We start from the raw sequence: 25,367 nt of genomic DNA on the forward strand, positions 1-25,367 counted from the left end.
TCTGCCGCGTTCCGCTCATCGCTTCGACCTTTCGTACGGAGTACCCGAATCGCCTACAGTACTTCTTCCTCTCCGGCCGCCACTCGAACGGCAAGCCCGGCGGCTGACGGGTCGAACTGGTATTTTCTGCGCCCATGAGCCGTCGAGGCTGGATCGTCACATCCGTGCTGGTCGTGCTCGCCGGGCTGGTGACCGTCCAGGTCTTCACCAGGTCGGACGACTTCCTGCCCCGCCAGGTCAGCCCGCTGCCTGCGGCCGGCCCGGCCCCGCGCGGCCATCACACGGCCGTCTGGACGGGCACCGAGCTGATCGTCTGGGGCGGGGACGACGGCCGCCGCACCCTGAGCGACGGCGCCCGCTACCACCCGGTCCGCAAGACCTGGACCCGCCTGCCGCCACCGCCCATCCGGCCCCGAAGCCACCACGTGGCGGCCTGGACGGGCAAGGAGATGATCGTCTGGGGAGGCACGTCCACGCCCGCGGAGACCGGCTTCGCCGCGCTCGCCGACGGAGCCCGCTACGACCCGGCGACCGGCACGTGGCGCCGGATCTCCCCGGCGCCGGCACCTCCCCTGGAGGCCGGTGTGCGGGCGGTCGGCGTCCCCGGCTACCTGGTGGTCGCCCAGCGCAAGGCCATCCTCGTCTACGAGGTGGCCACGGACCGGTGGCGGACGGTCACTCCGTCCGACGAAGGCGTCGATCCCCTGCTGGAGGAGGTGATCGACCTGGCCGTCGCCGGGGACCGCGTCGTCGTCATCAGCCGCGCCCATTACCTCGGCACTCCCCCCGGCCTGGGCTTCGCCGTCCTCGACCCCGCCGCGTCCACCCTGGAGGAGGTGGGCGCCTCCCTGGGCTACGGCGGGCTCGTCGGCGTCGGAGCCACCTTCGACGGCACTCACCTGCGGGTCCTGGTCGAGGACGAGGACGGCAGCACCCTGCACAGGGTCGGCCTGGAGGACGGGGAGACCTGGGACACGCCCGGCGCCGAACCCGACTACGACGACAGCGACGACGGCGACTGGGAGAACCCGAACGCCTGGCAGGCCGACGGCATGCCTGCTCCGATCCGTCCCGGCATGCCCCCGACCAGCGGCGACTCGCTCGTCTGGACTTCCGGCGGGCCGCTCGCGCTGACGTCCGCCGGTCTCAGCCGTTTCCTGGTCGACACCGAGGCGGTGGAGACGAACGGCGACGTCACCGGCCACTGCGGCGGCGCGGCGGCCGCGTGGACCGGCATCTCGCTCATGGTGTGGGGCTGCGGCGGCGCGGACGGCGACGGCCCGCCGGGCCAGGCCGTCGGCCTGCAGATCACTCCATGAACACCGGTCCCGCAGCCCTGGCCCGGCCGATCACGCGACGTCCCGCAGCCTGGTCACCATGGGGACGGCGGCGGCCGTGAGCAGCCCGCAGACCAGGAAGAGCAGGAAGTAGTTCGGCCCCGGCGCGAACGGGTCGGCGCCGACGCCGAGCAGCAGCGGCGCCACGGCGGGCGCGATCGCGCTGGGCAGGTGCTTGGCCATCGAGAAGGCGCCCAGGTACCGCCCAGCCTCCCGCTCGTCGGGCAGGACCTGCGTGACCAGGCCCAGGTCGACGGCGTAGTAGACGCCCGTCGCCGCCCCGGAGACGACCGCCACCACCACGACCACGGCGACGCTGGCGGTCACCGCCTTGAGCACGAGCATCGCGGCCAGGATCGCCGTCGCCCAGAGCACGAACGGCCTGCCCCGGCCGATCCTGGCCGCCCACCTGCCGCCCAGGTAGGCGAACCCGCCGGACAGCAGCGTGCTGAGGATCACGGTGATCCCCACCAGCGCGCCGGCCTGCTCGGTCGGCATGCCCAGGCGGCTTTGCAAGTAGTACAGCGAGTAGCTGGAGATCAGCGCGAAGCCGATGCTGACCAGCAGCCGCTGCGCCCACAGCAGCCGGTAGTCGCGCGCGCCCCTGGGCAGGACGAGCAGCGCGGCGGCCAGGCCGCGCAGGCTGATGGGGGCGCGTTCGGCCGGGCCGAGCACGCGGTCGGGCAGCAGCAGGCACAACACCGCGCCGGCGGCCACGGCCAGCGCGCCGACCACGGCGAACTGGGTCAGCAGCGAGTCCTTGAGCACCTGGGCCAGCACCATGGCCGGGACCACGCCGACCACGTTGCACATCGAGAACACCCCGGCCATGCGCACCCGCCGCTCGGCCGGGAACTGGTCGACGACCGTGGCGGTCAGCCCGGCGACCATCGCCTGGTAGCCGATCACGGCGACCACCCAGCCGATCGCGACCACGGGCACCGTGGCGGCCAGTGCCAGGAGCAGCAGCCCGGCCAGTCCGAGCAGCGAGCCGCCGAGTATCCATGGCCGGCGCATGCCGTACCTGCTGGTGGTGCGGTCGGACAGGTGTCCCGCGACGGGGTTGGCGATCACGGTGGCGATGCCGCCGAGCGCGGCGACCAGGCCGAGCGTGGCTTCCTTGCCGTCCGGGGCGATCTGCTGGATCTTCAGGCTCAGCCCGAGCACGAGCGGCAGGGCCCCGGCGGCGGCGTAGCAGAGTTCGGCGACGCCGATCGCGGCGACCAGGCCGGGCCGTACGCGGGCGGCGGGACGTTCGGTGGTGAGCGTCATGACGTCACCAGCGCCGCGCGCAGCCGGGCGACGTGCTCGGCGCCGAGCCCGTGGGCGGTCAGCAGCTTCTCCGCGCCGCCGCGCTCGGCGAGCGCGGCCAGCAGGGTGCGCATGGCCGCGGGCGGCGCCTGCAGCAGCTGCGCGGGCACGTCGTCGGGCAGGACGAGCCCGGCGGTGACGGCCGCCAGGTGCTCGCCGGTCAGCGCGTAGTCGCGGACGATGTCGTCGTGGCCGATCCCGAGCAGATCGAGGATGAGCGCGACCACGATGCCGGTGCGGTCCTTGCCGGCCGCGCAGTGCACCAGCGCGGGCAGCCCGTCGGCGATCGCGGCGATCACCTGGGCGAACCAGGCGGTGCGGTGGTCGAGCAGCATCACGTACAGCTCGCCCAGTCGCAGGTCGTGCGGCAGGGAGGCGGGCGAGCCGGTCTCGTCCAGGCCCAGCCGGGCGACGGTGGTGAGTTCGGCGGGCCAGTCGTGCACGGCGCGTTCGGCCTCGCCCCGCAGGTCGGCGATGAGGCGCAGGCGGGCGATCAGGGCCTCATCCGCGGCGGAAAGGCCCTGCGGCTGGGCCGAACGGTACAGCAGTCCCGGGCGTAGCGAGGTGTGCTCGGCGACGTCACGGAGGTTCAGAAGCGGCATGGGTCATATATATGAGTGGCCGGGGTGTGGCCGCGTGGCGCGAGCGTGACATCACGGTGAACCTCCCGCCATGTTTAGGGTTGGGCCCGTGCCTAGAGAAGCGCGCTACCGTCAGATCGCCCGTGAGCTGGGGCGTGACATCGAGACCGGGCGACTGCCCCCGGGTCAGCGGCTGCCCACCGAGGACGCGCTGGCCGAGCGCTTCGGCGTGCACCGGCTGACCGCGCGGCAGGCGATGGTGGAGCTGCGCCGTACCGGCCTGGTCGAGACACGTCAGGGGCTGGGCAGTTTCGTGCGGCGGGCGCCGCGCCGGATCGAGGTCAGCGTCGATCCCGCCACCCGGCGGCACCGTCCGGCCGACCTGAAGGAGCTGGCCGCGGCCTTCGGCGCCGCCCGGCCGGCCGAGGTGGCGGGGGTGGCCGGGGCGGTGCCGGAGGAGGTTCTTGGGCGTGAAGACGCGCTCAGGCCGGCCGCCGCCCGGCATCTGGGCCTCACCGGCGGGCTGGTCCACGAGATCACCACGCTTCTGCGCACCGACGGCGTGCCCTGCGTCGTCAGCCGCTACCATCTGCCCCCGGACTGGTCGGAGCTGGCCTTGGTACCGGCGGCGGGCGTGTTCGGCTCGCTGGGGGTGGAGATCGAGTACGTGTGGCACGCGGTGTCCGCCGAGCCCGCGGGTCCCAGCGATCAGGCGGTGCTCGGCGTGCAGCCGGGCTCGGCCGTACTCGTCAGGGAGGGGCTGACCGCGCACGGCGGCCGGCCCCTGTGTCACGTCGAGCGGCGCTGCCGCGGCGACCTGATCTCCTTCGTCACCCGATATGACTGAGCAGCACCTCGGTCGGCAGCTCGTAGACCGGCGGCACGGCCGAGATCGGCACGAGCGTGGCCGTCACGCCGCTGTCGCGCAGGTCGACCCGGGTGTAGGCCTGCAGGTGCACGGCCCTGGTGAGCCCGGCCGGGGCCATGGTGTCGGCCGCGTAGGCGTTGCCCGGGCCGACCCACACCGGCACCCCGGCCAGCTCGCCCATCGTGGCGCTGTGGGTGTGCCCGGCCAGCACGACCCGCACGTCGGTGCCCGCGACCACCTCGGCCAGCCGGTGGGGCTCGCGCAGGCCGATGCCGTCCATGAGCGGCAGGACGCTGGGGATCGGCGGATGGTGCAGCACCAGCACGGTGCCGTCGAGGGCGGGCTCGGCCAGCACCCCGGCGAGCCAGGCGAGCTGGTCGTCGCCGAGTTCGCCGTGGTGGTGGCCCGGCACCGTCGAGTCGAGCGCGACGATGCGCAGGCCGCCGGCCGTCGTCACCGAGTCGGTCCGGCTCACGCCCAGCCCGGCGCGGAAGGCGGCGGGCTCGTCGTGGTTGCCCATCGCCACCACGACCGCCGCGCCGAGCTCGCGCGCGACCGGCGCGACCAGCGCGTCGACCGTCCGGTAGGACTCCTCGTCGCCCTGGTCGGCGATGTCGCCGGAGAGCACGAAGGCGCTGACGGGCAACCCGGCGGCCGAGACCGCCGCCAGGGCGGCGCGCAGCCCGGCGACGGAGTCGACCGAGCCGTGCAGGCGTTCCCCGCCGGGCACGGCGTGGATGTCGGTCAGGTGGATCAGCGTGTGGTTCATGCCTGCCACCATGGGTCATATATATGAATGTTCGGGTGGCGTGCGGGAGAACATCTCCTGCATACCCGCATGCCGGCGGGTGACCCCGCGACCCGCTCCTCATCATCGCCGACAAGGTCACCATGGACTCGCCGGAGATGCCGTTCCTGGTCGTCTACCTGGAATGCGCGTGGGGAATGCGGGTCGTCCCCCGCGAGCTCCCCGCCATTCACATCAACCTCTCCATCGGCAACATGGACTTCGGCGAGTTCGAGGAGAGCGCCGACGCGGACGGCGTCTTCCGCGGGTTCCCCCGCTGAACCGGTTCTGGTGCCGGCCTGGCCCGGCCGCCCGCTCAGCCGGGGCCGGCGCAGAGCTGGGCGGTGAGGGTGGTGCGGGCCCACTCCTCCCAGGTGTCCGGTGACCAGCCGCGGTCACGGACGAAGATCAGGTAGAGCTGCGGGCTGAGCAGGCCGAACAGCACGTCCGCCGCCGTCTCGACGGAGAGACCGGGACGGACGTCGGGCTTGCCGGCCAGGGCCTCGGCCGCGGCGTGTTGCACGGTGTAACGCGGGTCCGGGCCGTCCGGCCACTGCGCGGCGATCTCCGGGTCGGTGGCCGCGGCGGCCGCGATCAGCGGCATGATCGGGGCGACCCGGCCGAGGATCTCCCGGGTGCCGCGGACGTGCGCGCGCAGTTGCCCGGCCGCGGTGGGCTCGGCGCACGCGGCGCGAAACCACTCGCGATCCATGGTGGCGACCGGCTCGGCGTCCCCGGCGATGGACGTGTCGACGACGTCCTTGAACAGCGTGCGCTTGTTGCGGAAGACGAAGTAGACCGTCTGGACGGCCACGCCCGCCCGGTCCGCGACCTCCTGCAGGCTCGTCGCCCCGTAACCCCGCGCGATGAACAGCTCGCGAGCCGCCTCGACGACCTTCTCCCGGGTTTGGCGCGAACGCTCGGCCCGCTTGTCCGGCCGCTTGACTCCATCCATGTTGCGAGTATATCTCTAGAGTTCGACACTAGAGTTCAACTCTAAAGATTTTGGAGGAGACGATGGACCAGCCCAGCACCACCAGGAAGCCGGAACCGGACTCAGCTCTGCGACACCAGGAGGAGGAGTCCGTCCGGCGTGCGCTGGAGGGCTTCTACCGCGCCGGCAAGCCGCCGTGGGACACCGGCGTGACGCCGCCCGAGCTGGTCGCCCTGGTCGAGGGGCACGAGGGGCTGCCGCCCGGGTGTGCGCTCGAACTCGGCTGCGGCACCGGGACCAACGCCGTCTACCTCGCCAGGCACGGCTGGGACGTGGCGGCCGTCGACCTGATCGACCGCGCCGTCGACCAGGCCAGGGAGAAGGCCGCGGCGGCGGGCGTGGCGGTCCGGCTGCGGCACGGAGACGCCACCCGCCTCGACGAGTTGGACGTGCCCGGCCCCTTCGACCTGTTCTTCGACCTGAGCTGCTACTGCGGGGTCCCGCTGCACCGCCGCGACGCCTACGCCGCCGGGCTCACCCAGCGCGCCGCTCCCGGAGCACGGCTGCTGATGTTCGGGTACGGCCCCGAACCGCTCGGCAACCCGGTCCCCGAGGTCGCGTCGTGGGCGGCGGGCGTCACGGCCGACGAGCTCCGCACCAGGTTCGCCGGGTGGGAGCTGATCGACGTCACGCCGGGCACCAACTCGGTGCCGACCTTCTGGTTCACGCTGCGCCGCGACGCCTAGCCGCAGCGACCGCCGGCGGGATCGGCGCAGCGATCAGCTCGCCGATCCCGCCGGTCCTCGCCGATCCTCATCGGTCGCGGGCAGCCGCTGCCCGACGGCTCGGCGACCTCCCTCCCGGACGGCTCCACCCAGGCGGTGCGCACCAGGCGCTTTCGCCCGCCCAAGGGCCGCTGCCACCTGTTCCCCAGGTAACTCGATTGCCCGCCACCGCCGGCATGGGCAGCATGGACGATCGACCCGACGAAAGGTGATCTTGATGCGATCGTTCCTGCGGCCGGACGACGTACGCGACCTGGTGACGGAACAGTTCGGCGCCGCCCGGCGGCCGACCGCGCTCGACCGGCTGGCCGGGGGCAGCAAGAAGGGCGTCTACCGGCTCCGGCTCGACGACGGGACGACCGCCGTCCTCTACGTGTGGGCGGCCGGCGAGAACTACTGGCCGGCCGCGCCGACCGTCCCGGACGACCCGTTCACCGACGCTTCGGGTGCGGAGCTGTTCGCCGTCAACCACTCCGCCCTCACGGCCGCGGGCGTGCGGGTCCCCCGGCTGCTGATGCTCGATCGCGGTGGCCGCCATCTGCCTGCCGAGGTCGCCCTGGTCGAGGATATGGGCGCGGTGAAGCTCGAAACGTTGATGGAGCGTGACCCGGCCGCGGCCGCCGCGCCGCTGGCCACGCTCGGCGACGCCCTGCGCCGCATGCACACCACCCCGGGACGGCGATACGGCCGGCTCAACGCCCGCGGCGACGCGTCCCGGACCCGGCCCGCCGAGGACGTCATCGTGGACCGGGCGCTCGCCCATCTCGACGCGGTGGCGACCCGCGACGCCCGCCTGGGCGAGGCGCATGACCGGATCGCCGCGCATGTCCGCCGTCTTCGCGGCGCGGTCATGGCCCGTGAGAGCTACGGGCTGGTGCACGGCGAACTCGGACCGGATCACGTGCTCGTCACGCCCGCGGGTGAGCCCGTCGTGATCGATTTCGAGGGCCTGACGTACTTCGACGTCGAATGGGAGCACGCCTGGCTGCAGCTGCGCTTCGGCGAGGCGTACCCGGCGCTGCGTCCGGTCGGTCTCGACCCCGACAGGCTGGAGCTCTACCGGTACGCGCAGGTGCTCTCGCTGATCGAGGGCCCGCTACGAATCGCGGACACCGACTTCCCCGGCCGGCGATGGATGCTGGACCTGGCCGAGTGGAACATCGCCAAGGCCCTCGCCGCCGCCTGACGGCTCACTCGAACGCAGACGTGCCCGCTACTTCAGCGTGGACGACACCACCTGCGGTTTGCCCGCGCCGAGGAAGAAGATGCCGGGGAAGCCCGCGGTCGCGAATCCGGCGTTCGGGTTGCGGCGGAGCGTGGAGTGCTCGATGCGGAGCGTGCCGGTGCGGTCGTTGCTGACGAAGAAGATCGCCCCGCCGCCCTCTCGCGCCCGGTTGCCCTCGATGCGCGAGCCGGCGATGCGCACCGTGAACCGGTTGCCGTCGGTGTAGATCGCGCCGCCGCTGCCGCCGCCGGGGGTGCCGGCGCGGGCCGGGTTGGCGCCCCGGCCGATGGCCCGGTTGCCGGTCATGACGCTGCCCGATATCACCCAGGACACGCCGATGCTGCTCAGCGCGCCACCGTTGGAGCAGACCCCGCCCTGGAACGTGCTCCGCACGACCTGGACGGGCCGGTCGCGGTACTGGTCGAGCACCCGGATCGCGGCGCCGCCCACGTCGGGGCCGGTGGGGTCGCAGCGGTTGCGCAGGAACTTGGAGCCGACCACCTTGAGCTGCCCGCCGCGCACGAAGATCGCGCCTCCGCCGCCGCCGTCCGTCCGCTCGCCGGTGGCGTTCCCGTCGGCGAAGGTCAGGTCGCGCACGGTCAGTCGCGGGGTCGCCTGGTCGTCGCAGTGCGAGGTGGTCCACAGCTGGGCCTTGTCGCAGGTGTTCTGGTAGAGGATCCGCCGCTTGCCGCCGCCGCTGAGCGTCACCTTGCCGCCGCCGTCCAGGACGACCGTGGCGCTGTTGTTGCGGACCTTGGCGGTGGCCTTCATCAGGATCGTCACGGGCTTCGGGCCGCAGTCGAAGGTGATCGTCCCGCCCTTGGCCACGGCCGCGACCACGGCTTGGGACGTACAGCTCGCGGGGGTGCCGTGCCCGACCACCTGGGCTCGGGGTGCGGCCGGGGCGGGCACGGCCGACACGAGTAACGCGACCATCATCGTGAGGCGCATGCGGCAGATGCTAACCGCGCGCCGACGTCATCACAATTACCGGCTGAAGGTTCGAATCGCCGGCGGCCGAATGTACGCCTTTACCGCCTTGGGACTTCTTCGCAACCACTTCGCGCCTGTTCGCCTCTCGTCTGAGGTGAGAAATTGTTTTCATGATCCCGGCAACGACCGGCAGTGCCACTCCGGCGACTGAAAGCCTCAGCCGGCGCCTGGTCGCCGCGGGGGCCGTGGGACTCATTCTCCCCGTCCTGCTCGTGGGGGCGAGCTTCGTGCTCATGTCCTACGGCGAGGAGAACGGCAGGTGCGGGCATTTCGGCTGCGCCCAGGTGCTGATCTGGCTCTGGGAGCCCGGACGATGGCTGGCGGTGGCAGCCGGATGGCCACTGCTTCGCCTCTTTCACGTGCGGCCCGCGTGGCGCGTCACCGTGGTGGCGGCGTTCTTTCTGGTGGCGCTCTGGGAATTCGCCTGGGCGTATTTCGATGATTCGGTCGGTCTCGTCCTGCTCAGCGGATTGTTGACTTATCCGAGTGCCGCCGTGGCGACCGATCCGCGCGTTTCCGGGTTTCGGCGGGCGGTCATCGTCCTGCCTTACCTGGCCGCTCTCGTGGTCGCCGCCCTTCTCGGCTGACCCCGGATATCACGCACGCTCGGCAATGCCTTCCCGCGCTCGCTAGGATTTCCCGCGACCGGACGGAGAAGAGCGACATGGCCGAGTTGATCCGCGGCGTCCACGACGAGGCGCCGATCTCGTACGGGCGGTTCGGCCTGTACGACGCATCAGACCGCGGCCGCGATGTCGTGCGGGAGACCGAGCACGGTGCGCTGGTGGCCGAGCCCGAGGGCATCGCGCTGGGCAAGGTCGAGCTGGTCAGCCGGGCCGGGGCGCGACTGGCCGGGGTGCGGCTGGAGGCATGGGACGCCCAACCCGAGGATGAACCCGGCGAACCATGGGCGGAGGCGGGGCGGGTCCTCTTCTGGAGTCCGGGCGGCATCGTCGCGATCGGTGGAACGGGATACAGCCCGACGGGACAGAAGCTGCTCATCGGACCGCCGTGTCACGCCTACCGGCTGAGCGCCTACACCGGTCCGGTGCGGAGCGAGCCGACCCCCTGGGATCCCGCCGAGGTCGAAGCCGTCGAGGAGGGCTGGCTGCTGCGGTTCTGGCCGGTGGCGGACGCCGCCGGCCCCGCCCTTCGCGGTGAAGACGACAGCGGGCACCTGGCCAGGATGCGCGAGATCCTCTCGCTCGGCCCCGATACGGCGGCGCCGCCCCCGCGGGCCTGGCCCGCGCTGCGCCCGCATCCGCGGCCCGACACCACCACGGCGGTGATGCGTTACGACCCGCCGGCCCCGCACCGCGCCGTGGTGCTGCACGATTCGACGGGCGGCGGCGCTCCGGGGCGCGAAAGAGGGCGCGTCTCGCTCTCGTCCGTCGAAGCGGAGGATGACTCGCGGCTGGTCCACGAGGTATTGGGCGACCTGCTGTACGACGTGCTCGGCAACCTGCCGCCGAACGTGTGGTCCTGGTCGCGGCCGATGCTGGCGGACTACGCGACGCGGTTGCGCGTGGACCGGCGCATCGGCCGGGAGCTGAACCCGGACGGCGCACCCACCCTGGTGCTGGAGGCGTCCAGCGTGAGAACGCCGTTCTTCGGGGTCGAACCGGGTTTCAGCGGGCGGGCCTGGGTGTGGGGGCCGGATGAGCACGCCCACGCCGACGTGCTGTCGGTCGGCAGGGAGGTCGTCGCCCGTGATCGCATCCGTGAGAACACGCTGGTCACGGGGGTCGTCACCGTCCTGCGCAGGGAGAACGACTTCGTCGAGGTCCGTGCGGCGTCGCGGGCCGAGGCCGCCCGGGTGATCGACGTGGAGCGGTCGCGCGGCTGACCGAGACCGTACGGGTTCTTCACCATCGCCATGCCTGCTCCTACCTTCCGTACGTCACGCTGAAGAAAGGTGCAAAAGGGACATTTGGAGCGTAGGCATGACTCTGCTCAAGAGCCGTTCACTCCCGGCCGCCGTCCTCGCCGGAGCCCTGGCCATCCTGGCGGCGGCCACCGGTCCGACCGCCGCCGAACAGCGGCGCGACGACATCTACTGCGGCCCCGGCCCGGGCGGCGCCGTGTCCATGGTGACCAGCGAGCCCAAGCCCGACGCCTGCGCGACCGCCCAGAACGTGGCCCAGGCCTACAGCCAGGCCGTGTCCGGCGACCAGCCCGCCACGGTGCAGGTGGCCGGGGCGACGTGGAACTGCGGGGTACGTCAGGGCGACCCGAACACCTACCTGGAATGCGTCAGCGGCAGCGACGCGGTACGGATCACCTCCTGACGCCCTGGCCGACGACACATCACTTCCGGGTGCAGGTCGAGGGCGGCCCGGGTCAGTGCCCGTGGCCGAAGGAGCGCCGGTAGGCGGCCGGGGTGGTGTGCACCAGCGCGTGAAAGCGCCTGCGCAGGTTGGTGGCCGAGGACAGGCCGACGCGGTCCGCGACGATCTCGACCGGCAGGTCGGTCTGTTCCAGCAGCGCCCGGGCCGCCGCGACCCGCTGCTGGAGCAGCCAGCGGCCGGGGCTGACGCCGAGCTGGCCGGCGAACCTGCGGGCGAGCGTCCGCTGCGAGACGCCGGCCCGCGCGGCGAGGACGTCGAGGGTGAGAGGCTGGTGCAGCCGTTCGGTGGCCCAGTCGAGCAGCGGGGCCAGCGATTCCGACCGCCGTTCGGTGAGGGCGTCGGTGCTGTACTGCAGTTGCCCGCCCTCACGGTGCGGGGGCATCACCATGTGCCTGGCGACGTGCGCGGCGTACGCGGCGCCGTGGTCGGTGCGGGCCAGGTGGAGGCACAGGTCGATGCCGGCCGCCGTGCCGGCGCTGGTGGCGACGTCGCCCAGGTCGACGTACAACATGTCGGGTTCGACCAGCACGTCGGGGAAGCGGGTGGCGAGCTCGCCGGCGAGCCGCCAGTGCGTGGTCGCCCTGCGGTGCGCCAGCAGCCCGGCCTCGGCGAGCAGGAAGGTGCCCGAGCAGATCGCGACCACGCGGGCGCCGCGCCCGTGCGCGCGCCGCAGGGCATCGAGTACGGCCGACGAGGCGGGCGCCGCGCGGTCGTGCCAGCCGGGGACGAGCACCGTGTCCGCCGCGTCGAGTGCCGTCAGGTCCGCGCCGACGAGCATGTCGTACCCCGCCAGCGTCGGCACGGGGCCCGGCCGCTCGGTGCACACCGCGAACGCGTAGCCGTCGCGCAGGCCCGGACGGCTCAGGCCGAAGACCTCGGCGGCGGAGGCCAGCTCGAACGTGGACTGCCGAGGCAGGACCAGTGCGGTCACCCGATGGACGCTCATGGCAGGAATGTACTTGCCGATGTCGATCCAGTCACTGGCCGGGACCCCTGGTCCGGTCCGAAGATCGGATCATGACGCAAGCACCGAATGACGCCCGGTCTCCGCACCCCGACCAGACCGGCCCGGACCACGGCCCCACGGCGACGATCATCAGGATCAGCGAGGCCCGCGTACGTCCTGACCGCTTCGAGGCGTTTCGCGACTTCATCATGTCCGCGGTGCGCGAGTTCCCCGCCCGCCATCCCGGGCTGGTCGATCACGAGGTCCTGCTCGACGCGCCTGACTCACTGCTGTACGTGAGCCGCTGGCGCGGCGAGGAGGACCTGGTCGACTTCGCCGGGGAGAACTGGCGTGACCAGCCGGTGCTCTTGCCCGGGGAGGAGGAGTACCTCGCCGCACCACTGACCGTGCGGCACTTCACCTCACACAGTTGAGCCGGCCGTGGCCGCGCGGCGGATCGGCGGATCGGACGCCGACGTTCAGTCGTCCCAGGCCCCGGCCGCGGCGGCCGTCTTGACGTAGTCGGCGAAGGGCCGCGGGTGGCGGCCGAGCGCGCGCCACACACCGTCACCGACGTGCTCGCCGGCGCCGTCACGGATCCTGCCCAGCAGTTCGCCCACCAGCGCGGCCGCCTCGTCCGGCACGCCCTGAGCCGTCAGCGCGGCGTTGAACCGGGAGGTCTCCAGCGGCGTGTAGCGGACGTGCCGCCCGCTCGCCTCGGCGATCATCTCGACGGCGGTGCGGAACGACAGCGCCTCGGGCCCGGACAGTTCGTAGATCTCGCCCGCGTGGCCGTCCCGGGTGAGCGCGGCGACGGCGACGTCGGCGATGTCCTCGGCGTCGACGAACGTCTCACGCCCCTCCCCCGCGGGCAGCGCCAGCTCACCGGCCCGCACCGGCTCCAGGAACAGGTCCTCGCTGAAGTTCTGCGCGAACCAGGCCGGACGCAGGATCGTCCACTCCAGGCCGGTCGCGCGCAGGGCCAGCTCGACCGGCTCCTGATACGGGCACGCCGCACCGGCCACGCCCCGCGCCGAGAGCAGCACCACCCGGCGGACCCCGCTGCGCGCCGCGACACCGAGGAACTCCGCCACGGTCGCGGCGGCGACGGACTCGTTCATCGGGATGAGGTAGACGGCGCCGGCGCCGTCCAGAGCCGGGCTCCAGGTGTCACGATCGGCGAAGTCGAACCGGGTCCCGCCGCCGGAACGCGAGGCGGCGCGGACGGGGCGGCCGAGCCGGTCGAGCCGGGCGGCGATGCGGCGGCCGGTCTTGCCCCGGGCGCCGAGTACGAGAATGGGTGAGTCTGACATGTGCCCAGCACATCAGCAGCGGGGCGAGACGATCCATGGTCATTCATCTCGGTCACATGTGAGATCGTCTCTTCATGGATCTGCTTGAGGACCATCTCGCGGGTGTCCGGGCGCGTGGCGCGGTCTTCTGCCAGTCGGTGGCCGAGCCGCCGTGGTCGGTGCGGTTCAGCGATCCGGCGCCGCTGGCGCTGGGCGCGATGCTGCGCGGGGAGTCCTGGATCGTCCGCGAGGGATTGGCTCCCCTCCGGGTCCCGGAGCGGGGGATCGTGCTGGTGCGCGGGCTGCGTCCGTTCACGGTGTCCGACCGTCCGGGCACGCCGCCCCAGGTGGTGATCGGCGGCGCGCAGCAGTGCTGGACGACGGACGCCGGCCCCGCCACGTCCGGGGACGATCTGGTGCTGGGGCCGCGCACGTACGGGTTCAGCGCCGACGGCTCCGACCTGTTCGTCACCGCCGAGTACCCGCTGCACGGCGAGGTGTCCGGGCCGCTGCTCACGGCGCTGCCCGAGGTGGCGCTGATCCCGCCGGAGCCGGAGTTCGCGCCGCTGCTCGACCTGCTGGCGCTGGAGATCGGCCGCGAGGAGCCCGGTCAGCAGGTCGTCCTCGACCGGCTGCTGGACCTGCTGCTGGTCCGTGCCCTGCGCTCGTGGTTCGCCCGCCCCGGCGTGCCGGCGCCGACCGGCTACCGGGCCCTGTCCGACCCGCGCATCGGACGGGCGCTGCGGCTGATGCACGAGCACCCGGCCCGCCCGTGGACGGTCGCGGCCCTGGGCGCCGAGGTGGGCATGTCGCGGGCGGTGTTCGCGCGGCGCTTCGCCGAACTGGTCGGGCGGCCGCCGCTGGCCTACCTCACCGAGTGGCGGATGACCATCGCCGCCGACCTGCTGCGCACGCCCGGCGCGACCGTCGCCGCCGTGGCCAGGAGGACCGGGTACGCCGACGGGTTCGCCTTCAGCAACGCCTTCAAACGGGTACGCGGCGTGCCGCCCAGCGCCCTGACCCGTCCGTCGCGGGAGGACGAAGGCCCCGCACGGGTCAGATGACGGATCCGGGCCGGCACCACGGGGAACGGCAACTCGGAGGTGGTGGGTGCGCGGGGCGTGGATGCGCGGCGGCGACTCCGTGGCCCGCTGCGGCGCCGGTGGCATGCTCACGGGCGGGCCCGAGTTGGAGATCCGCCAGCTGCCCTGACCATCAGGATCGCCGGCCGCCGCGCCGATGACCGTGGCGGGCTGCTTCAGCCGGCCAGCAGCAAGATCTTGCCGACGTGCCCGCCGGCCTCCATGAGCCGGTGCGCCTCGGCCGCCTCGGCCATGGGCACCCGCTGGTCGATGACCAGGCGCACGGCGCCGCTCTCGATCATCGGCCAGACCTTCTCCCGCACCTCGGCGACGATGGCCGCCTTCTGCTCGGCCGAGCGGGTGCGCAACGTGGTGCCGTGCACGGAGATGCGCTTGAAGACCAGTTCGGCGAGGTTGAGCGAGCCCTCCAGCCCGTTCTGCAGGCCGATGACGACCAGGCGTCCGTCGGCGGCCAGGGAGCGGACGTTGGGTTCGAGGTATCGGCCGCCGACGACGTCGAGGATCACGTCGTAGGGGCCGTGCTCGGCGAAGTCCTGGGTGCGGTAGTCGATCGTCACGTCCGCGCCGAGTTCCCGCGCCCGGGCCGCCTTGCCGGGGGTGCCGACGGTGGTGACGACGCGGGCGCCGAGCGCCTTGGCGATCTGGATCGCCGTGGTGCCGATGCCGCCGGCCCCGCCGTGCACGAGCAGGGTCTCGCCCGCCTTGAGGTGCGCGGTCATGACCAGGTTGGACCACACGGTGGCGGTGGCCTCCGGCAGGGTGGCGGCCTCGTCCAGGCTGATCCCCTCGGGGATCGTGAGCAGTTGTCCGGCGGGGACGGCGACCTTCTGCGCGTAGCCGCCTCCGGTCAGCAGCGCGCAGACCTCGTCGCCCACCTGCCAGCGGCGCACGCCCTGGCCGACGGCGGAGATGCGGCCCGAGACCTCAAGCCCCAGGTACGGCGAGGCGCCGGGCGGCAGCGGGTAGAGGCCCATCCGCTGCATGACGTCGGCCCGGTTCAGCGCACTGGCCACCACGTCGACGACCACTTCGCCGGGGGCGGGCGACGGATCGTCGACCTCGGTCCATTCCAGGACCTCCGGGCCGCCGGGTTCCTTGATCGTTACAGCCTTCATGACACTTCCGTTCAGCTGGGCGGGCGGAGGGCTCACGTCCGAGGCAAGCACGGCCGGTGCACGTGGGCGACGAGGCGCGACTGTCCGACCCTGATGTGTTCACTGCTTACATTAGGTGAGCGATGTAGGCGGTGTCAACATTGCACGATGGTCCTGGTGGAGTGCGGGCCCGTCAGGCCGTCGGCCTCTGAGGTGACATCGCCGCCGAGGCGGTGAACAGGGCATGGACGGCGGCGCGGACCCGCTCGGCGACCCCGTCGGGCGTTGCGGCGTCGAACTTGCCGTCCAGGTGCAGGAACGCCAGCCCGTGGACGAGGGCCCACACCGTGGTCGACATCGCGTCCGGGTCGGCGCCGGGGAACGCGCTCCGGACGACGCCGCGCACGTAACCGGAGATGGCGGCGGTGGCGGCGACCCGCTCCTCGCTGCCCGGATCGCACGGCTCGGCGAACATCGCACGGAACAGCGCCGGGTGGTCGAGCGCGAAGCGGACATAGGCGACGGCGACCGCGGCGAGGTCGTCGGCGCTCGCCGGCGCGGGATGCGCGGCGGCCAGGTGCCCGGCCAGCTCGCGATAGCCCTGCGCGGCGACGGCGGAGACGAGCGCGTCGCGGTCGGCGAAGTGGCGGTAGGGGGCGGTCTGCGACACGCCGGCCCGCCGCGCCACCGCGCGGAGCGACAGCCCGGCACTGCCGTCCTCCTCCAGGAGTTCCCGCGCGGCGCGCAGGCAGGCGGCGCGCAGATCGCCGTGGTGGTACGAGGCGCCGGCCGGCGACACGCGACCCACCCCCTTCTCGAATCGCGATGTGTACGCTGCAAACATTACCGGATCGCATTCGAGGCCAGGTCGGTCCAGAGTCGTTCCTGATGCCCGGGTTGAGCAACGGCGATCGGGGCCGCTGTTGACGGCGGTTTCCGGGGCTTCGGCGGACGCCGGTCGCCCGGTCGCACAGGCCGCCCTTGGAGACAATGGGCGGCTCAGTTGCCGTGCAGGGCCGTTCTCAGGGCGTCGATGGCGAGTTTGCATGCGACGTTGGCGGCGCGGGTGTCGCGCAGGCTGTCCAGCAGCAGGAAGTCGTGGACCATGCCCGCCACCCGGACCGAGGTGACGTCCACCCCGGCCTCGCGCAGCTTGTTCGCGTACTGCTCGCCCTCGTCACGCAGCACATCGGCCTCGTCGGTGATGACCAGGGTCGCGGGCAGCCCCCGGAGCTGCTCGACGGAGGCCCGCAGCGGGGCGGCGTACACCTCGGCGCGCTGGGCGGGGTCGGCGGTGTAGGCGTCCCAGAACCATTTCATGCCGTCGCGCGTGAGGTAGTACCCCTCGGCGAACTGCACGTAGGACGGGGTGTCGAAGTCGGCGTTCGTCACCGGGTAGAGCAGCACCTGAGCCTTGAGATCGATCCCGCCGCGCTCCTTGTTCATCAGCGCGAACACCGCCGACATGCAGCCGCCGACCGACTCGCCGGTGACCGCGACCCGCGAGGTGTCCAGGCCGTGCTCCGCGCCGTGCGCCATGACCCACTGCCCCACGGCGTAGTTCTGCTCGACCTGCGTCGGGTACTTCGCCTCCGGCGCCCGGTCGTAGACGGGGAACACCCCGGCGGCGCCCGCGCCGACCGCGAGTTCGCGGAAGAGGCGGTCGTGGGTCTTGTCATCGCCGAAGACCCAGCCGGCGCCGTGGATGTAGAACACCACCGGCAGCGGCCCGCTCGTCCCCTTCGGCCGGATGATGCGGGTACGTACCGTGCCCCACTGGCCGGCGTCCACCTCGACCCACTCCTCGTCCACGTCCGGACGGGGCACGCCGGCGTCGCTCTGCAGGCCGAGCAGGATCTCCCGGCCCTGCTCCGGAGGGACCTCGTAGATCCGGGGGTGCGGGTCGGTCGCCTCGGTCAGCTCCGTGGCGGCGGGCTCGAGGTACGGGGTGATCGGCGGCGGAATCTCGGTCATGCTCACTGACTCACTTCATGTCGCGGGCACAGGCATGCCCCGTGGTGCGCTGCGGCTGATGGACGGCTACCGGACAGGCCGGACAGTGACGCCATTCATACCCACAGTGACGAAATCCAGCCTCTTCCACTGCGGCACGCCGGGCCTCGACGCGGTCGGCCCGCTCCGCCAGGTGGCAGAGCGGGCCGAGGAGGAGAACGGCGTCCGCGCTCTCGTCCGGCACGGGCAGGTGCCGTGCGTCGGCGGATGCACCCGGCGTCGTCGCCATACTTGATCACGACAGCGGGCGGGATCGGCCGCCACCCTCGTCCGCTTACGTGGCCGCCCGAACAGCCTCGCCCACCAGGGACGGCGAAGTGTGCCAGGGAGCGCCGTGACCGGGAAGCACCCAGGACGCCGACAGCCCGGCGATCCGGTCGAGCGAGGACAACGCTTCGTCCGGGTCGTCGGTGAAGGGCGCCGGCTGCGGGCCTCCGCGCCCGGTCAGGACGTGCCGCGTGGTCAAGGCGTCCCCGACGAAGACCGCGTCGGCGATCGGGACGTGCACCGCGACACTGCCCGGCGAATGCCCCGGCATCCCCACGATCACCGGCTTCCCGGGCAGGTCCAGGACGTCGCCGTCACCGATCTCGATCACCTCACCGACATAGCGGGGACGCAGGCCGCCCTTGCGGACGGAGTAACCCAGGAACCCAAGCGTCGGACCGATCCGCATGGGACCGAACGCGACCTTGGGCTTCTCCCCCGTACGAGTGCGGACGGCGTCGGCGGCGTGCACGAACACCGGCACGCCGTGCTCGCTGCGCAGCCGCTCGGCGAAGCCGATGTGGTCGGAGTCGCCGTGGGTCAGCACCAGACCGCGAACATCGGCGACGGACTTCCCCAGAGAGCGGAGCTCGCGCTGCAGATCCTGCCAGTGACCGGGCAGTCCGGCGTCGATGAGCGTGATGCCCTCGGCGGTGTCGACGAGGTAGCAGGCCACGAGATCGTTGCCGAGGCAGTGCAGATGAGGTGCGAGTTTCATGGAACTTCTTCCTTCAGATACCTGAACACACTGCGAGCCAAGGCGAACGATCATTGATCCGCCGGCTCGTGCAGCGCGCCGATGATCTCGCGCCCGACGGGATTCGTGAAATCGGCGGCCAACGCGTCAAGCGCCGTGTGCCGCGCGGCGGTGTCCTTCGGCCTGCCCGTCCATGCACGACCGACGCCGGTACGGTCACGGCCCGCCGCACAGGCGCAGTGCGCTCCGCAGGCAGTGGGTCTCCGCCTCCTGGGCGGTGAGGCGGCCGGCTGCGACCAGGGCCGCAGCGGTGTGCTGGAGCCCGAGGACGGCGGCGGCGAGCCAGGCCGCGGACAGCGAAGGGTCGAAGTCGCCCGCGCGCTGGCCTCGCTGGATGAGCCGTTCGAGTCTCGGGGGTGCGGTGTCGTGGGGGTCGTCGTGGGGGCGGGGGATCCGGGTCGCGGTGGCGTTCAGGAGAAGCGGGTAGCGGTCGAGGAATCGCCAGCCGGCGCCGAGGAACCGGGCCAGCGCGTCGGCGGGCGGGGCGGTGTCGAGGTCCGCCTCGTCGAGCAGGGCGGCGTATTCGGCGGCCGCGGCCTCGACCAGGGTGGCGATGAGGTCGTCGCGTGAAGGGAAGTGCGCGTAGACGGTCTGGCGGCTCACACCCGCCGTGACGGCGATGTCCTCCATGGTCGCCTCGGGCCGCTCGCTCAGCACGAGGCGGGCCGCGTCGAGGATGGCCTCGATGCTGCGCCGCGCGTCGGACCTGCGGCGGCGCGGCTTGGTCGCCCTGGGCGGCGTGACGGTGTCGTGCGAGTCGGCCATTTCAAGGATGGTACGCATGCCGACTTAACCTTGACAAGCCGTAAGACCTGGCTAACTCTTACAGCGTGACAGAGAAAAGTCGGCGGAGGACCACCCCGGGCCCGGTCCACGCCGCACGGGCGGCCTGACCGATCGACTGACGAGGAAGGGTGACATGCGCATTCTCATCTCCGGCGCCGGCATCGCCGGTCCGGTCCTGGCGTACTGGCTCACGAGGAACGGCTTCGAGGTCACCGTCGTCGAGCGCGCGCCGTCGCTGCGCAGGACCGGCGGCCAGGCGGTCGACCTGTTCCGGCCCGCGATGAACATCTCCGAGAAGATGGGCGTGCTCGCGCGCGTCGAGGAGCGGGCCACCGGCACGCAGCGGATGACCATTCACCAGGAGGGCGCGCGGCACCCAATCCGGGCGGACCTGACCAAGATCTTCGGCGCCACCTCCGACCGGCACTTGGAGATCATGCGCGACGACCTGAGCGAGATCTACCACGACGCCACCCGCCACGATGTCGAGTACCTCTTCGGCGACTCGATCACGGTGATCTCGCCGACCGGCGAGGTGTGGTTCGAGAACGCCGCGCCGCGCCGGTTCGACCTGGTCGTCGGCGCGGACGGGCTGCACTCCAACGTGCGCCGCCTCGTCTTCGGCGAGGAGTCCCGCTTCAGCGCCTTCATCGGGGCCTACCTCGGCGCGGTGACCCTGCCCGACGGTGCCGGCCTCGACCGCGAGCTCGTCCTGCACGTCGGCGTGGGCCGCACGGTCGGCGTGTACGGCGCGCGGCACCTGGGCGAGGCGCGGGCGCTGTTCCTGTTCCGCAGCGATCACGAGCTCGACCCTCACCACCACGACGTGCACCGGCAGAAGGAGTCGCTGCGCGATGCGTTCGCCGGCATGCACGCCGACGTGGACCAATGGCTGGACGAGCTCGACCGCACCCCGGCCTTCTACTTCGACTCGATCACCCAGCTCCGCATGGACACCTGGTCGCGCGGGAGGGTGACGCTCGCCGGCGACGCGGGCTACTGCCCCGGCCCGGCCGTCGGCGGCAGCACCAGCCTGGCCGTCGTCGGCGCCTACGTCCTGGCGGGCGAGCTGGCCCGGGCGGGCGGCGACCACGAGCGCGCCTACCCCGCCTACCAGCGCGCGATGGCCGAGCACGTGCGCGGCTGCCGCGCGGTCGCGCTGAGCGCGGCGAAGACCCTGATCCCTGCCTCCCGCCTCGGCGTGCGGGGGCTGGCCCAGGGCGCCCGGCTGATCTCCGCCCTGCCCGCGGGGCCTGGTCGCGCCCTGCTGCGCCTGGCCACCAAGAGCGCGCGCCTGTACAACTCGATGACCTTTGAGGACTACCCGCCGCCGACCGCGTGACTCACGCTGGTGTCAGGAACGCTCACGGGGAAAGAGATGATCGCCATGCGCCTGGTCCGCCCGCTCATCGCCACGGCGATGGTCATCACCGCCACCGGCCTGCCGGCCGTACCCGCCCAGGCCACCCGGCAGGCGTCCGCGACGCCCACTCTGGTGGACGTCCGCGCCGCGCACCAGCCCGGCCTGGACCGGCTGGTCTTCGAGTTCCGCGGCCGCCTGCCCGCCACCCACGACGTCCGGTACGTGCCACGCCTGTTCGCCGACGGCTCCGGCCACCGGGTGCACGTGGTCGGCGGCGCCCTGTTACAGGTCCGCTTCGACGGGGCCGACGGGCACGACCTGCGCGGCGACGTCACCTACGGCCCGCAGCGCAGGACGTACGCGCTGCCCGGCGTCATCCAGGTCGTCAACACCGGCGACTTCGAGGCCACGCTCACCTTCGGCGTCGGACTCGCCCGGCGCGTGCCGGTCAAGGTCTACACGCTGACCAGGCCCAGCAGGGTCGTGATCGACCTCGCCACCCCATACCGGACCGTGCCGGTGCGTGCCTACTTCCGCGGCGCGGACGACCGTGACACGGCCGTGCGGCGGCCGGTGATCGCGCCCGCGACCGCGTTCGGCGCGCTGCAGCGGTTGTTCGCCGGGCCCACCCAGGCCGAACGGGCGCGGGGGCTGCGGTTCGTCGCTTCCAAGTCGACCGGTTTCAGCAGGCTGACCGTCGAGCGGGGTGTCGCCCGCGTGCATCTCACCGGCCCGTGCGGGAGCGGCGGGGCCGCGTACACGATCGCGGACCAGATCAGGCCCACGCTCAAGCAGTTCCCGTCGATCAAGTGGGTGAAGATCTACGACGCCGCAGGTCACACCCAGCGGCCGGACGGGCGCGGCGACTCCATCCCGCGGTGCCTGGAGCCGTGAACGCGCGACCGTGAACGCGCGACCGTGATCCCGCCCGCGCCTCGGCGATCCCATCCCGCTCGTGAAGGGTCGCCACTGCGGGTTACCGGCGGCGGTCCCGCGTCACGTGCCGGGGACGGCGAGGTCACGGTGCGGCGGGGCCGCCGCCGGTCAGCTGGTCGGCGCGGTGGCGCAGGTCGGCGGCGAACTCCTCGGCCCGGCTCAGCTGGGTGCGCAGCGCCTCGCAGCGTTCGCGGGCGGCCTGCTCGAACCGGCCCAGCCGCGCCAGCAGGTGCTCGCGCTCTGCCGTCGCCAGGCCCCCCGCCGCGCCGCCGCCGTCGTCGAGCCGGTCGGTGATGGACAGCAGCTCGCCCATCTCCTCCAGTGTGAACCCGAGCGGCTTCATCCGGCGGATCACCATCAGCCGGGCAACGTCGGCCTCGGTGTACAGGCGGAAGCCGCCCTGGGTGCGCGCCGACGGCCGGACCAGGCCGACCTCGTCGTAGTGCCGGATGGTGCGCAGCGACAGCTCGGTGCGCGCCGCCACCTGCCCGATGTGCATGTGCCCCTCGCGGTCTCCCCCGCTGGTCGCCGGGGGCGTGACGTCTTCCTGGCCGGCGGACAGCGCTGATCCATCCATGCCTTGACACGACCTCTCTGCTCAGCCGGTGACCCCACCGAATCTCTACCCTAACGTTAAGGTAGAGTTGCCGATGGCCGTACCCGAGGTGAGGAACATCGACGCGCGCATGCCTTTGATCACCACAGCCTGCTGCCCGCCGTGACCCGCCCGCGGCAGCGCCGCTGACGTCGTCGTCCGGCCTGCCGTCCGCCCCCGAATCCCCGGGGTCGCCCGTGCGCGGGCGCCCTTTCGTGCTCTCCGCCCGGCCCGGCTGGTGGCACGCCGCCCGCTGTGTTCCGCCTGCCGCTGTTAGGACGTCTTTGCCCCGTTCATCCGTACCCGCCGGCCCGTCCGCGTCCCTGGCCGCCCGGCTACGCCCCGGACGCCCCGCATGGCTCAAGCCCTCGGTGGCCCGGACCGAGATCCTGTCCGGGCTGGTCGTCGCCCTCGCCCTGATCCCCGAGGCGATCTCGTTCTCGATCATCGCCGGGGTCGATCCGAGCATCGGGTTGTTCGCCTCGTTCACCATGGCCGTGGTCATCGCCGTCGTCGGCGGCCGTCCCGCGATGATCTCGGCAGCGACCGGGGCCATCGCCCTGGTCGTCGCCCCGCTGGCGCGCGAGCACGGCCTGGGCTACCTGATCGCCACCGTCATCCTGGGCGGCCTCGTCCAGATCGCGCTCGGCGCGCTCGGCGTGGCCAGACTGATGCGATTCGTGCCGCGCAGCGTCATGGTCGGCTTCGTCAACGCCCTCGCGATCCTGATCTTCATGGCGCAGGTGCCCGAGCTCATCGACGTCCCCCGGATCGTCTATCCCCTGGTCGGCGCGGCGCTGGCGCTGATGGTGTTCCTGCCCCGGCTGACCAAGGTGGTCCCGGCCCCGCTGATCTCCATCGCCGCGCTCACCGCGCTGACCATCGGGGCCGGCCTGGCCGTGCCGACCGTCGGCGACCGCGGCGCGCTGCCGTCGGCCCTGCCCGTCCCCGGCCTGCCGGACGTGCCGTTCACGCTCGACACCCTGACCCTCATCGCGCCGTACGCGGTCGGGTTCGCCCTGGTCGGGCTGATGGAGTCGCTGATGACGGCCAAGCTGGTCGACGACCTGACCGACACCCGCTCCTCCAAGACCCGCGAGTCCATCGGCCAGGGCGTCGCCAACATCGTCACCGGCTTCTTCGGCGGCATGGGCGGCTGCGCCATGATCGGCCAGACCATGATCAACGTCAAGAACGGCGCCCGCACCCGCCTGTCCACCTTCACCGCCGGCGTCATGCTGATGGTGTTGTGCATCGTGTTCGGCCCGCTGGTCTCGCAGATCCCGATGGCCGCGCTGGTCGCCGTGATGATCCTGGTGTCGTTCGGCACCTTCGACTGGCACTCCGTCGCCCCGGCCACGCTCAAGCGCATGCCGGCCGGTGAGATCGGCGTGATGGTGATCACGGTGGCGGTCGTGGTCGCCACGCACAACCTGGCCATCGGGGTCGTGGCCGGCTCGCTGACCGGCCTGGTCATCTTCGCCCGCCGGGTGGCGCACCTGGCCCGGGTCACCGCCGTCGTCGACCCCGACGGCCGGCAGGTCGTCTACGCGGTGACCGGCGAGTTGTTCTTCGCCTCGTCCAACGACCTGGTCTCCCGCTTCGACTACGCGACCGACCCCGACGACGTGGTCATCGACCTGACCGACGCCCACATCTGGGACGCCTCCTCGGTGGCCGCCCTGGACGCCGTCGAGGCCAAGTACGCCGCGCGCGGCAAGACCGTCCGCATCGTCGGGCTGAACCAGCCCAGCGCGCGCATGCACGACGCCCTGTCCGGGGAACTGTCCGGTGGCGCCGTGTCGTGACGGGCGGTCAGGGCTGGACGCGTCGTCCCAGGTGGGCCAGCAGCCGGGTGAACAGCGGGGCCGTCGGCAGGACCGGGATCGGTTCGGCGAACCGGCCCGCGCGACGCTGGACGTCGCCGACGGCGTTCGCCGCGTACTCCCAGACCGCGCGCACGACGTCGTCGTCGGCGTGGTACGGCAGGTGGGCGCCGGTGGCGAGGTCCCAGCCGTGGACCAGCGACTCCTGCAGCGCGATCGAGGCCAGCGTGGCGCCGGGGACGGTGGCGCCCATGAAGGCGTACCGGCGCTCCAGCACGCCGGGGGCGGCGAAGGCGGCCACCGACCGTGCGGCGATCGCGCGGAAGGCTGTGGCGGGGTCGGGGCCTAGATGGTCGGTGTCGGCCTGGCGCTGTTCGTCGAGTTCGGACGGATCCGGCTGCTCACCCTCGGCGAAGCGGGCGAGCAGGAGCAGCGCGCCGGCCAGGTGGTGTGCGGTCTGGCGTACGGTCCATTTCCCGCCCGCGCCGACCGTGTCCCAGTGGTGCGCGCCGACCTGCTCCAGCAACCGGACGACCTGGGCATGGCTACGTCCCAGCAGGTCGGGCACGCCCGGCAGACCCGGCTGGCCCGACAGGTCCTTCCGATCTGACTGGCCCGCCCGGCCCGGCTGGCCCGGCTGGCCCGACAGGTCCTCCCGGTCCGACAGGTCCTTCCGATCTGACTGGCCCGACAGACCCGACAGGCGCGACAGGTCCGGCTGACCCGACAGGTCCTCCCGGTCCGGCTGGTCCTCCCGGTCCGGCTGGCCCGCCCAGCCCGGCTGGTCCGACTGGCCCGCCCGGTCCGGCAGGTTCGGGCGGGCGGCGGGGGACATCGTGCGGCGGAGCTGCTCGGCGTCGTAGAGCAGTTCGCCTGAGACGATCTTCCCGTCGCGCACGCGCAGGAGTCCGGCGGCGGTCAGCGTGCCGGGCAGCGGGTCCATCTCCCAGTCGATGATGGAGCAGACCAGGTCGCCGTCGATGAACTGATGACGTACCCGGAAGGCGCGCACGGCCGCGCCGGCCTGGCGGGCCATGGCGCGATAGCTCGCGCTGTCGGTGAAGCCGGCGACGGGGCCGGTGAAGGCGAAGTCGTCGGCCAGCGGGACCTGGCTCAGGTCACCGGCCAGATGCTGCCAGGCGTGGTAGTAGGGCTCGACGACGGTACGAGGATCCATGGGAGCCGCCTCCGGTGCGGGGTCGCGGGCGCGACCGTTCCCC

28 protein-coding genes are annotated in these 25,367 nt (G+C 72.4%); 13 read left to right on the top strand and 15 right to left on the bottom strand.

Features of this window, described 5'->3' with window-relative positions; genetic code table 11:
* Positions 1-134: 134 nt before the first annotated feature.
* Positions 135-1,319, top strand: a complete 1,185-nt coding sequence (locus HII36_RS08440) for a Kelch repeat-containing protein (RefSeq protein WP_173522520.1) — start codon at positions 135-137, stop codon at positions 1,317-1,319.
* Between the two features lie 30 nt (positions 1,320-1,349).
* On the opposite strand, the gene HII36_RS08445 is transcribed toward HII36_RS08440, so the two are convergent.
* Together HII36_RS08445 and HII36_RS08450 are read right to left on the bottom strand one after the other, a co-directional pair.
* Complete coding sequence (locus tag HII36_RS08445; protein WP_173522521.1) at positions 1,350-2,609, bottom strand: MFS transporter; 1,260 nt, start codon at positions 2,607-2,609, stop codon at positions 1,350-1,352.
* A complete protein-coding gene (locus HII36_RS08450; RefSeq protein WP_173522522.1) occupies positions 2,606-3,250 on the bottom strand; it encodes a tyrosine-protein phosphatase in 645 nt (214 codons plus the stop codon). Before HII36_RS08450 ends, HII36_RS08445 begins: the two co-directional genes overlap by 4 nt.
* Before the next feature lie 88 nt (positions 3,251-3,338).
* On the opposite strand from HII36_RS08450, the gene HII36_RS08455 reads away from it, so the two are divergent.
* Positions 3,339-4,076 carry a GntR family transcriptional regulator gene (locus HII36_RS08455; protein ID WP_173522523.1) on the top strand — a complete coding sequence of 246 codons (738 nt, stop codon included), beginning with the start codon at positions 3,339-3,341 and terminating at the stop codon, positions 4,074-4,076.
* On the opposite strand, the gene HII36_RS08460 is transcribed toward HII36_RS08455, so the two are convergent.
* Positions 4,060-4,866 carry a metallophosphoesterase gene (locus HII36_RS08460; protein WP_173522524.1) on the bottom strand — a complete coding sequence of 269 codons (807 nt, stop codon included), beginning with the start codon at positions 4,864-4,866 and terminating at the stop codon, positions 4,060-4,062. The genes HII36_RS08455 and HII36_RS08460 overlap by 17 nt on opposite strands.
* 104 nt (positions 4,867-4,970) lie before the next feature.
* Between HII36_RS08460 and HII36_RS08465 the strand changes: the two genes are divergently transcribed.
* Positions 4,971-5,165, top strand: a complete 195-nt coding sequence (locus HII36_RS08465) for a DUF6924 domain-containing protein (protein ID WP_407940766.1) — start codon at positions 4,971-4,973, stop codon at positions 5,163-5,165.
* 35 nt (positions 5,166-5,200) lie between these two features.
* Here the strand turns inward: HII36_RS08465 and HII36_RS08470 are convergent, their stop codons facing one another.
* The gene (locus HII36_RS08470; RefSeq protein WP_173522526.1) at positions 5,201-5,839 is read right to left on the bottom strand and encodes a TetR/AcrR family transcriptional regulator; all 639 of its coding nucleotides are present in this window, start codon (positions 5,837-5,839) and stop codon (positions 5,201-5,203) included.
* Positions 5,840-5,901: 62 nt separating this feature from the next.
* On the opposite strand from HII36_RS08470, the gene HII36_RS08475 reads away from it, so the two are divergent.
* Positions 5,902-6,564 carry a class I SAM-dependent methyltransferase gene (locus HII36_RS08475; protein WP_173522527.1) on the top strand — a complete coding sequence of 221 codons (663 nt, stop codon included), beginning with the start codon at positions 5,902-5,904 and terminating at the stop codon, positions 6,562-6,564.
* Between the two features lie 256 nt (positions 6,565-6,820).
* Positions 6,821-7,789: a phosphotransferase family protein gene (locus HII36_RS08480; protein WP_217369304.1), complete on the top strand. Its 969-nt coding sequence runs from the start codon at positions 6,821-6,823 to the stop codon at positions 7,787-7,789.
* 27 nt (positions 7,790-7,816) lie between these two features.
* On the opposite strand, the gene HII36_RS08485 is transcribed toward HII36_RS08480, so the two are convergent.
* Positions 7,817-8,779: a hypothetical protein gene (locus tag HII36_RS08485; RefSeq protein WP_217369305.1), complete on the bottom strand. Its 963-nt coding sequence runs from the start codon at positions 8,777-8,779 to the stop codon at positions 7,817-7,819.
* Positions 8,780-8,931: 152 nt separating this feature from the next.
* Between HII36_RS08485 and HII36_RS08490 the strand changes: the two genes are divergently transcribed.
* From HII36_RS08490 to HII36_RS08500, 3 genes are all read left to right on the top strand, one after another.
* Complete coding sequence (locus tag HII36_RS08490) at positions 8,932-9,408, top strand: hypothetical protein (protein ID WP_173522529.1); 477 nt, start codon at positions 8,932-8,934, stop codon at positions 9,406-9,408.
* A 77-nt stretch (positions 9,409-9,485) separates the two neighbouring features.
* Entirely contained in the window at positions 9,486-10,667 is a 1,182-nt protein-coding gene (locus HII36_RS08495) for a hypothetical protein (RefSeq protein ID WP_173522530.1), read from the top strand.
* 97 nt (positions 10,668-10,764) lie between these two features.
* Entirely contained in the window at positions 10,765-11,109 is a 345-nt protein-coding gene (locus tag HII36_RS08500) for a hypothetical protein (RefSeq protein WP_173522531.1), read from the top strand.
* A 52-nt stretch (positions 11,110-11,161) separates the two neighbouring features.
* Here HII36_RS08500 and HII36_RS08505 read toward each other — a convergent pair whose 3' ends face one another.
* Entirely contained in the window at positions 11,162-12,115 is a 954-nt protein-coding gene (locus HII36_RS08505; RefSeq protein ID WP_173522532.1) for a helix-turn-helix domain-containing protein, read from the bottom strand.
* 71 nt (positions 12,116-12,186) lie between these two features.
* Here HII36_RS08505 and HII36_RS08510 point away from each other — a divergent pair, with 71 nt between their 5' ends.
* Complete coding sequence (locus HII36_RS08510; RefSeq protein WP_173522533.1) at positions 12,187-12,549, top strand: antibiotic biosynthesis monooxygenase family protein; 363 nt, start codon at positions 12,187-12,189, stop codon at positions 12,547-12,549.
* A 45-nt stretch (positions 12,550-12,594) separates the two neighbouring features.
* Here HII36_RS08510 and HII36_RS08515 read toward each other — a convergent pair whose 3' ends face one another.
* Positions 12,595-13,428, bottom strand: coding sequence for an NAD(P)H-binding protein (locus HII36_RS08515; RefSeq protein ID WP_173522534.1), 834 nt, complete (start codon positions 13,426-13,428; stop codon positions 12,595-12,597).
* A 74-nt stretch (positions 13,429-13,502) separates the two neighbouring features.
* On the opposite strand from HII36_RS08515, the gene HII36_RS08520 reads away from it, so the two are divergent.
* On the top strand, positions 13,503-14,471 hold the full coding sequence (locus HII36_RS08520) for an AraC family transcriptional regulator (protein ID WP_173522535.1): 969 nt from the start codon (positions 13,503-13,505) through the stop codon (positions 14,469-14,471).
* A 194-nt stretch (positions 14,472-14,665) separates the two neighbouring features.
* Here the strand turns inward: HII36_RS08520 and HII36_RS08525 are convergent, their stop codons facing one another.
* From HII36_RS08525 to HII36_RS08550, 6 genes are all read right to left on the bottom strand, one after another.
* Positions 14,666-15,625 (bottom strand): NAD(P)H-quinone oxidoreductase, encoded by a 960-nt coding sequence (locus HII36_RS08525; protein ID WP_173522536.1) that lies wholly within the window; start codon positions 15,623-15,625, stop codon positions 14,666-14,668.
* A gap of 172 nt (positions 15,626-15,797) precedes the next feature.
* A complete protein-coding gene (locus tag HII36_RS08530) occupies positions 15,798-16,403 on the bottom strand; it encodes a TetR/AcrR family transcriptional regulator (protein WP_328807639.1) in 606 nt (201 codons plus the stop codon).
* A gap of 200 nt (positions 16,404-16,603) precedes the next feature.
* Entirely contained in the window at positions 16,604-17,578 is a 975-nt protein-coding gene (locus HII36_RS08535) for an alpha/beta hydrolase (RefSeq protein ID WP_173522538.1), read from the bottom strand.
* Between the two features lie 10 nt (positions 17,579-17,588).
* On the bottom strand, positions 17,589-17,846 hold the full coding sequence (locus HII36_RS59150) for a methyltransferase domain-containing protein (RefSeq protein ID WP_407940763.1): 258 nt from the start codon (positions 17,844-17,846) through the stop codon (positions 17,589-17,591).
* 45 nt (positions 17,847-17,891) lie between these two features.
* Positions 17,892-18,602 (bottom strand): MBL fold metallo-hydrolase, encoded by a 711-nt coding sequence (locus HII36_RS08545; protein WP_173522540.1) that lies wholly within the window; start codon positions 18,600-18,602, stop codon positions 17,892-17,894.
* Between the two features lie 195 nt (positions 18,603-18,797).
* The gene (locus tag HII36_RS08550; protein ID WP_173522541.1) at positions 18,798-19,406 is read right to left on the bottom strand and encodes a TetR/AcrR family transcriptional regulator; all 609 of its coding nucleotides are present in this window, start codon (positions 19,404-19,406) and stop codon (positions 18,798-18,800) included.
* A 154-nt stretch (positions 19,407-19,560) separates the two neighbouring features.
* Here HII36_RS08550 and HII36_RS08555 point away from each other — a divergent pair, with 154 nt between their 5' ends.
* Positions 19,561-20,769: an FAD-dependent monooxygenase gene (locus tag HII36_RS08555; RefSeq protein WP_173522542.1), complete on the top strand. Its 1,209-nt coding sequence runs from the start codon at positions 19,561-19,563 to the stop codon at positions 20,767-20,769.
* 36 nt (positions 20,770-20,805) lie between these two features.
* Entirely contained in the window at positions 20,806-21,684 is an 879-nt protein-coding gene (locus HII36_RS08560) for an AMIN-like domain-containing (lipo)protein (RefSeq protein ID WP_173522543.1), read from the top strand.
* A gap of 124 nt (positions 21,685-21,808) precedes the next feature.
* Here HII36_RS08560 and HII36_RS08565 read toward each other — a convergent pair whose 3' ends face one another.
* Positions 21,809-22,225, bottom strand: coding sequence for a MerR family transcriptional regulator (locus HII36_RS08565; RefSeq protein ID WP_173522593.1), 417 nt, complete (start codon positions 22,223-22,225; stop codon positions 21,809-21,811).
* A gap of 467 nt (positions 22,226-22,692) precedes the next feature.
* On the opposite strand from HII36_RS08565, the gene HII36_RS08570 reads away from it, so the two are divergent.
* Positions 22,693-24,129: a SulP family inorganic anion transporter gene (locus tag HII36_RS08570; RefSeq protein ID WP_328807640.1), complete on the top strand. Its 1,437-nt coding sequence runs from the start codon at positions 22,693-22,695 to the stop codon at positions 24,127-24,129.
* A 7-nt stretch (positions 24,130-24,136) separates the two neighbouring features.
* On the opposite strand, the gene HII36_RS08575 is transcribed toward HII36_RS08570, so the two are convergent.
* On the bottom strand, positions 24,137-25,324 hold the full coding sequence (locus HII36_RS08575; RefSeq protein ID WP_173522545.1) for a TIGR03086 family metal-binding protein: 1,188 nt from the start codon (positions 25,322-25,324) through the stop codon (positions 24,137-24,139).
* Positions 25,325-25,367: the final 43 nt, after the last annotated feature.

The organism is Nonomuraea antri, from assembly GCF_013283785.1.
Taxonomy (GTDB): domain Bacteria; phylum Actinomycetota; class Actinomycetes; order Streptosporangiales; family Streptosporangiaceae; genus Nonomuraea; species Nonomuraea antri.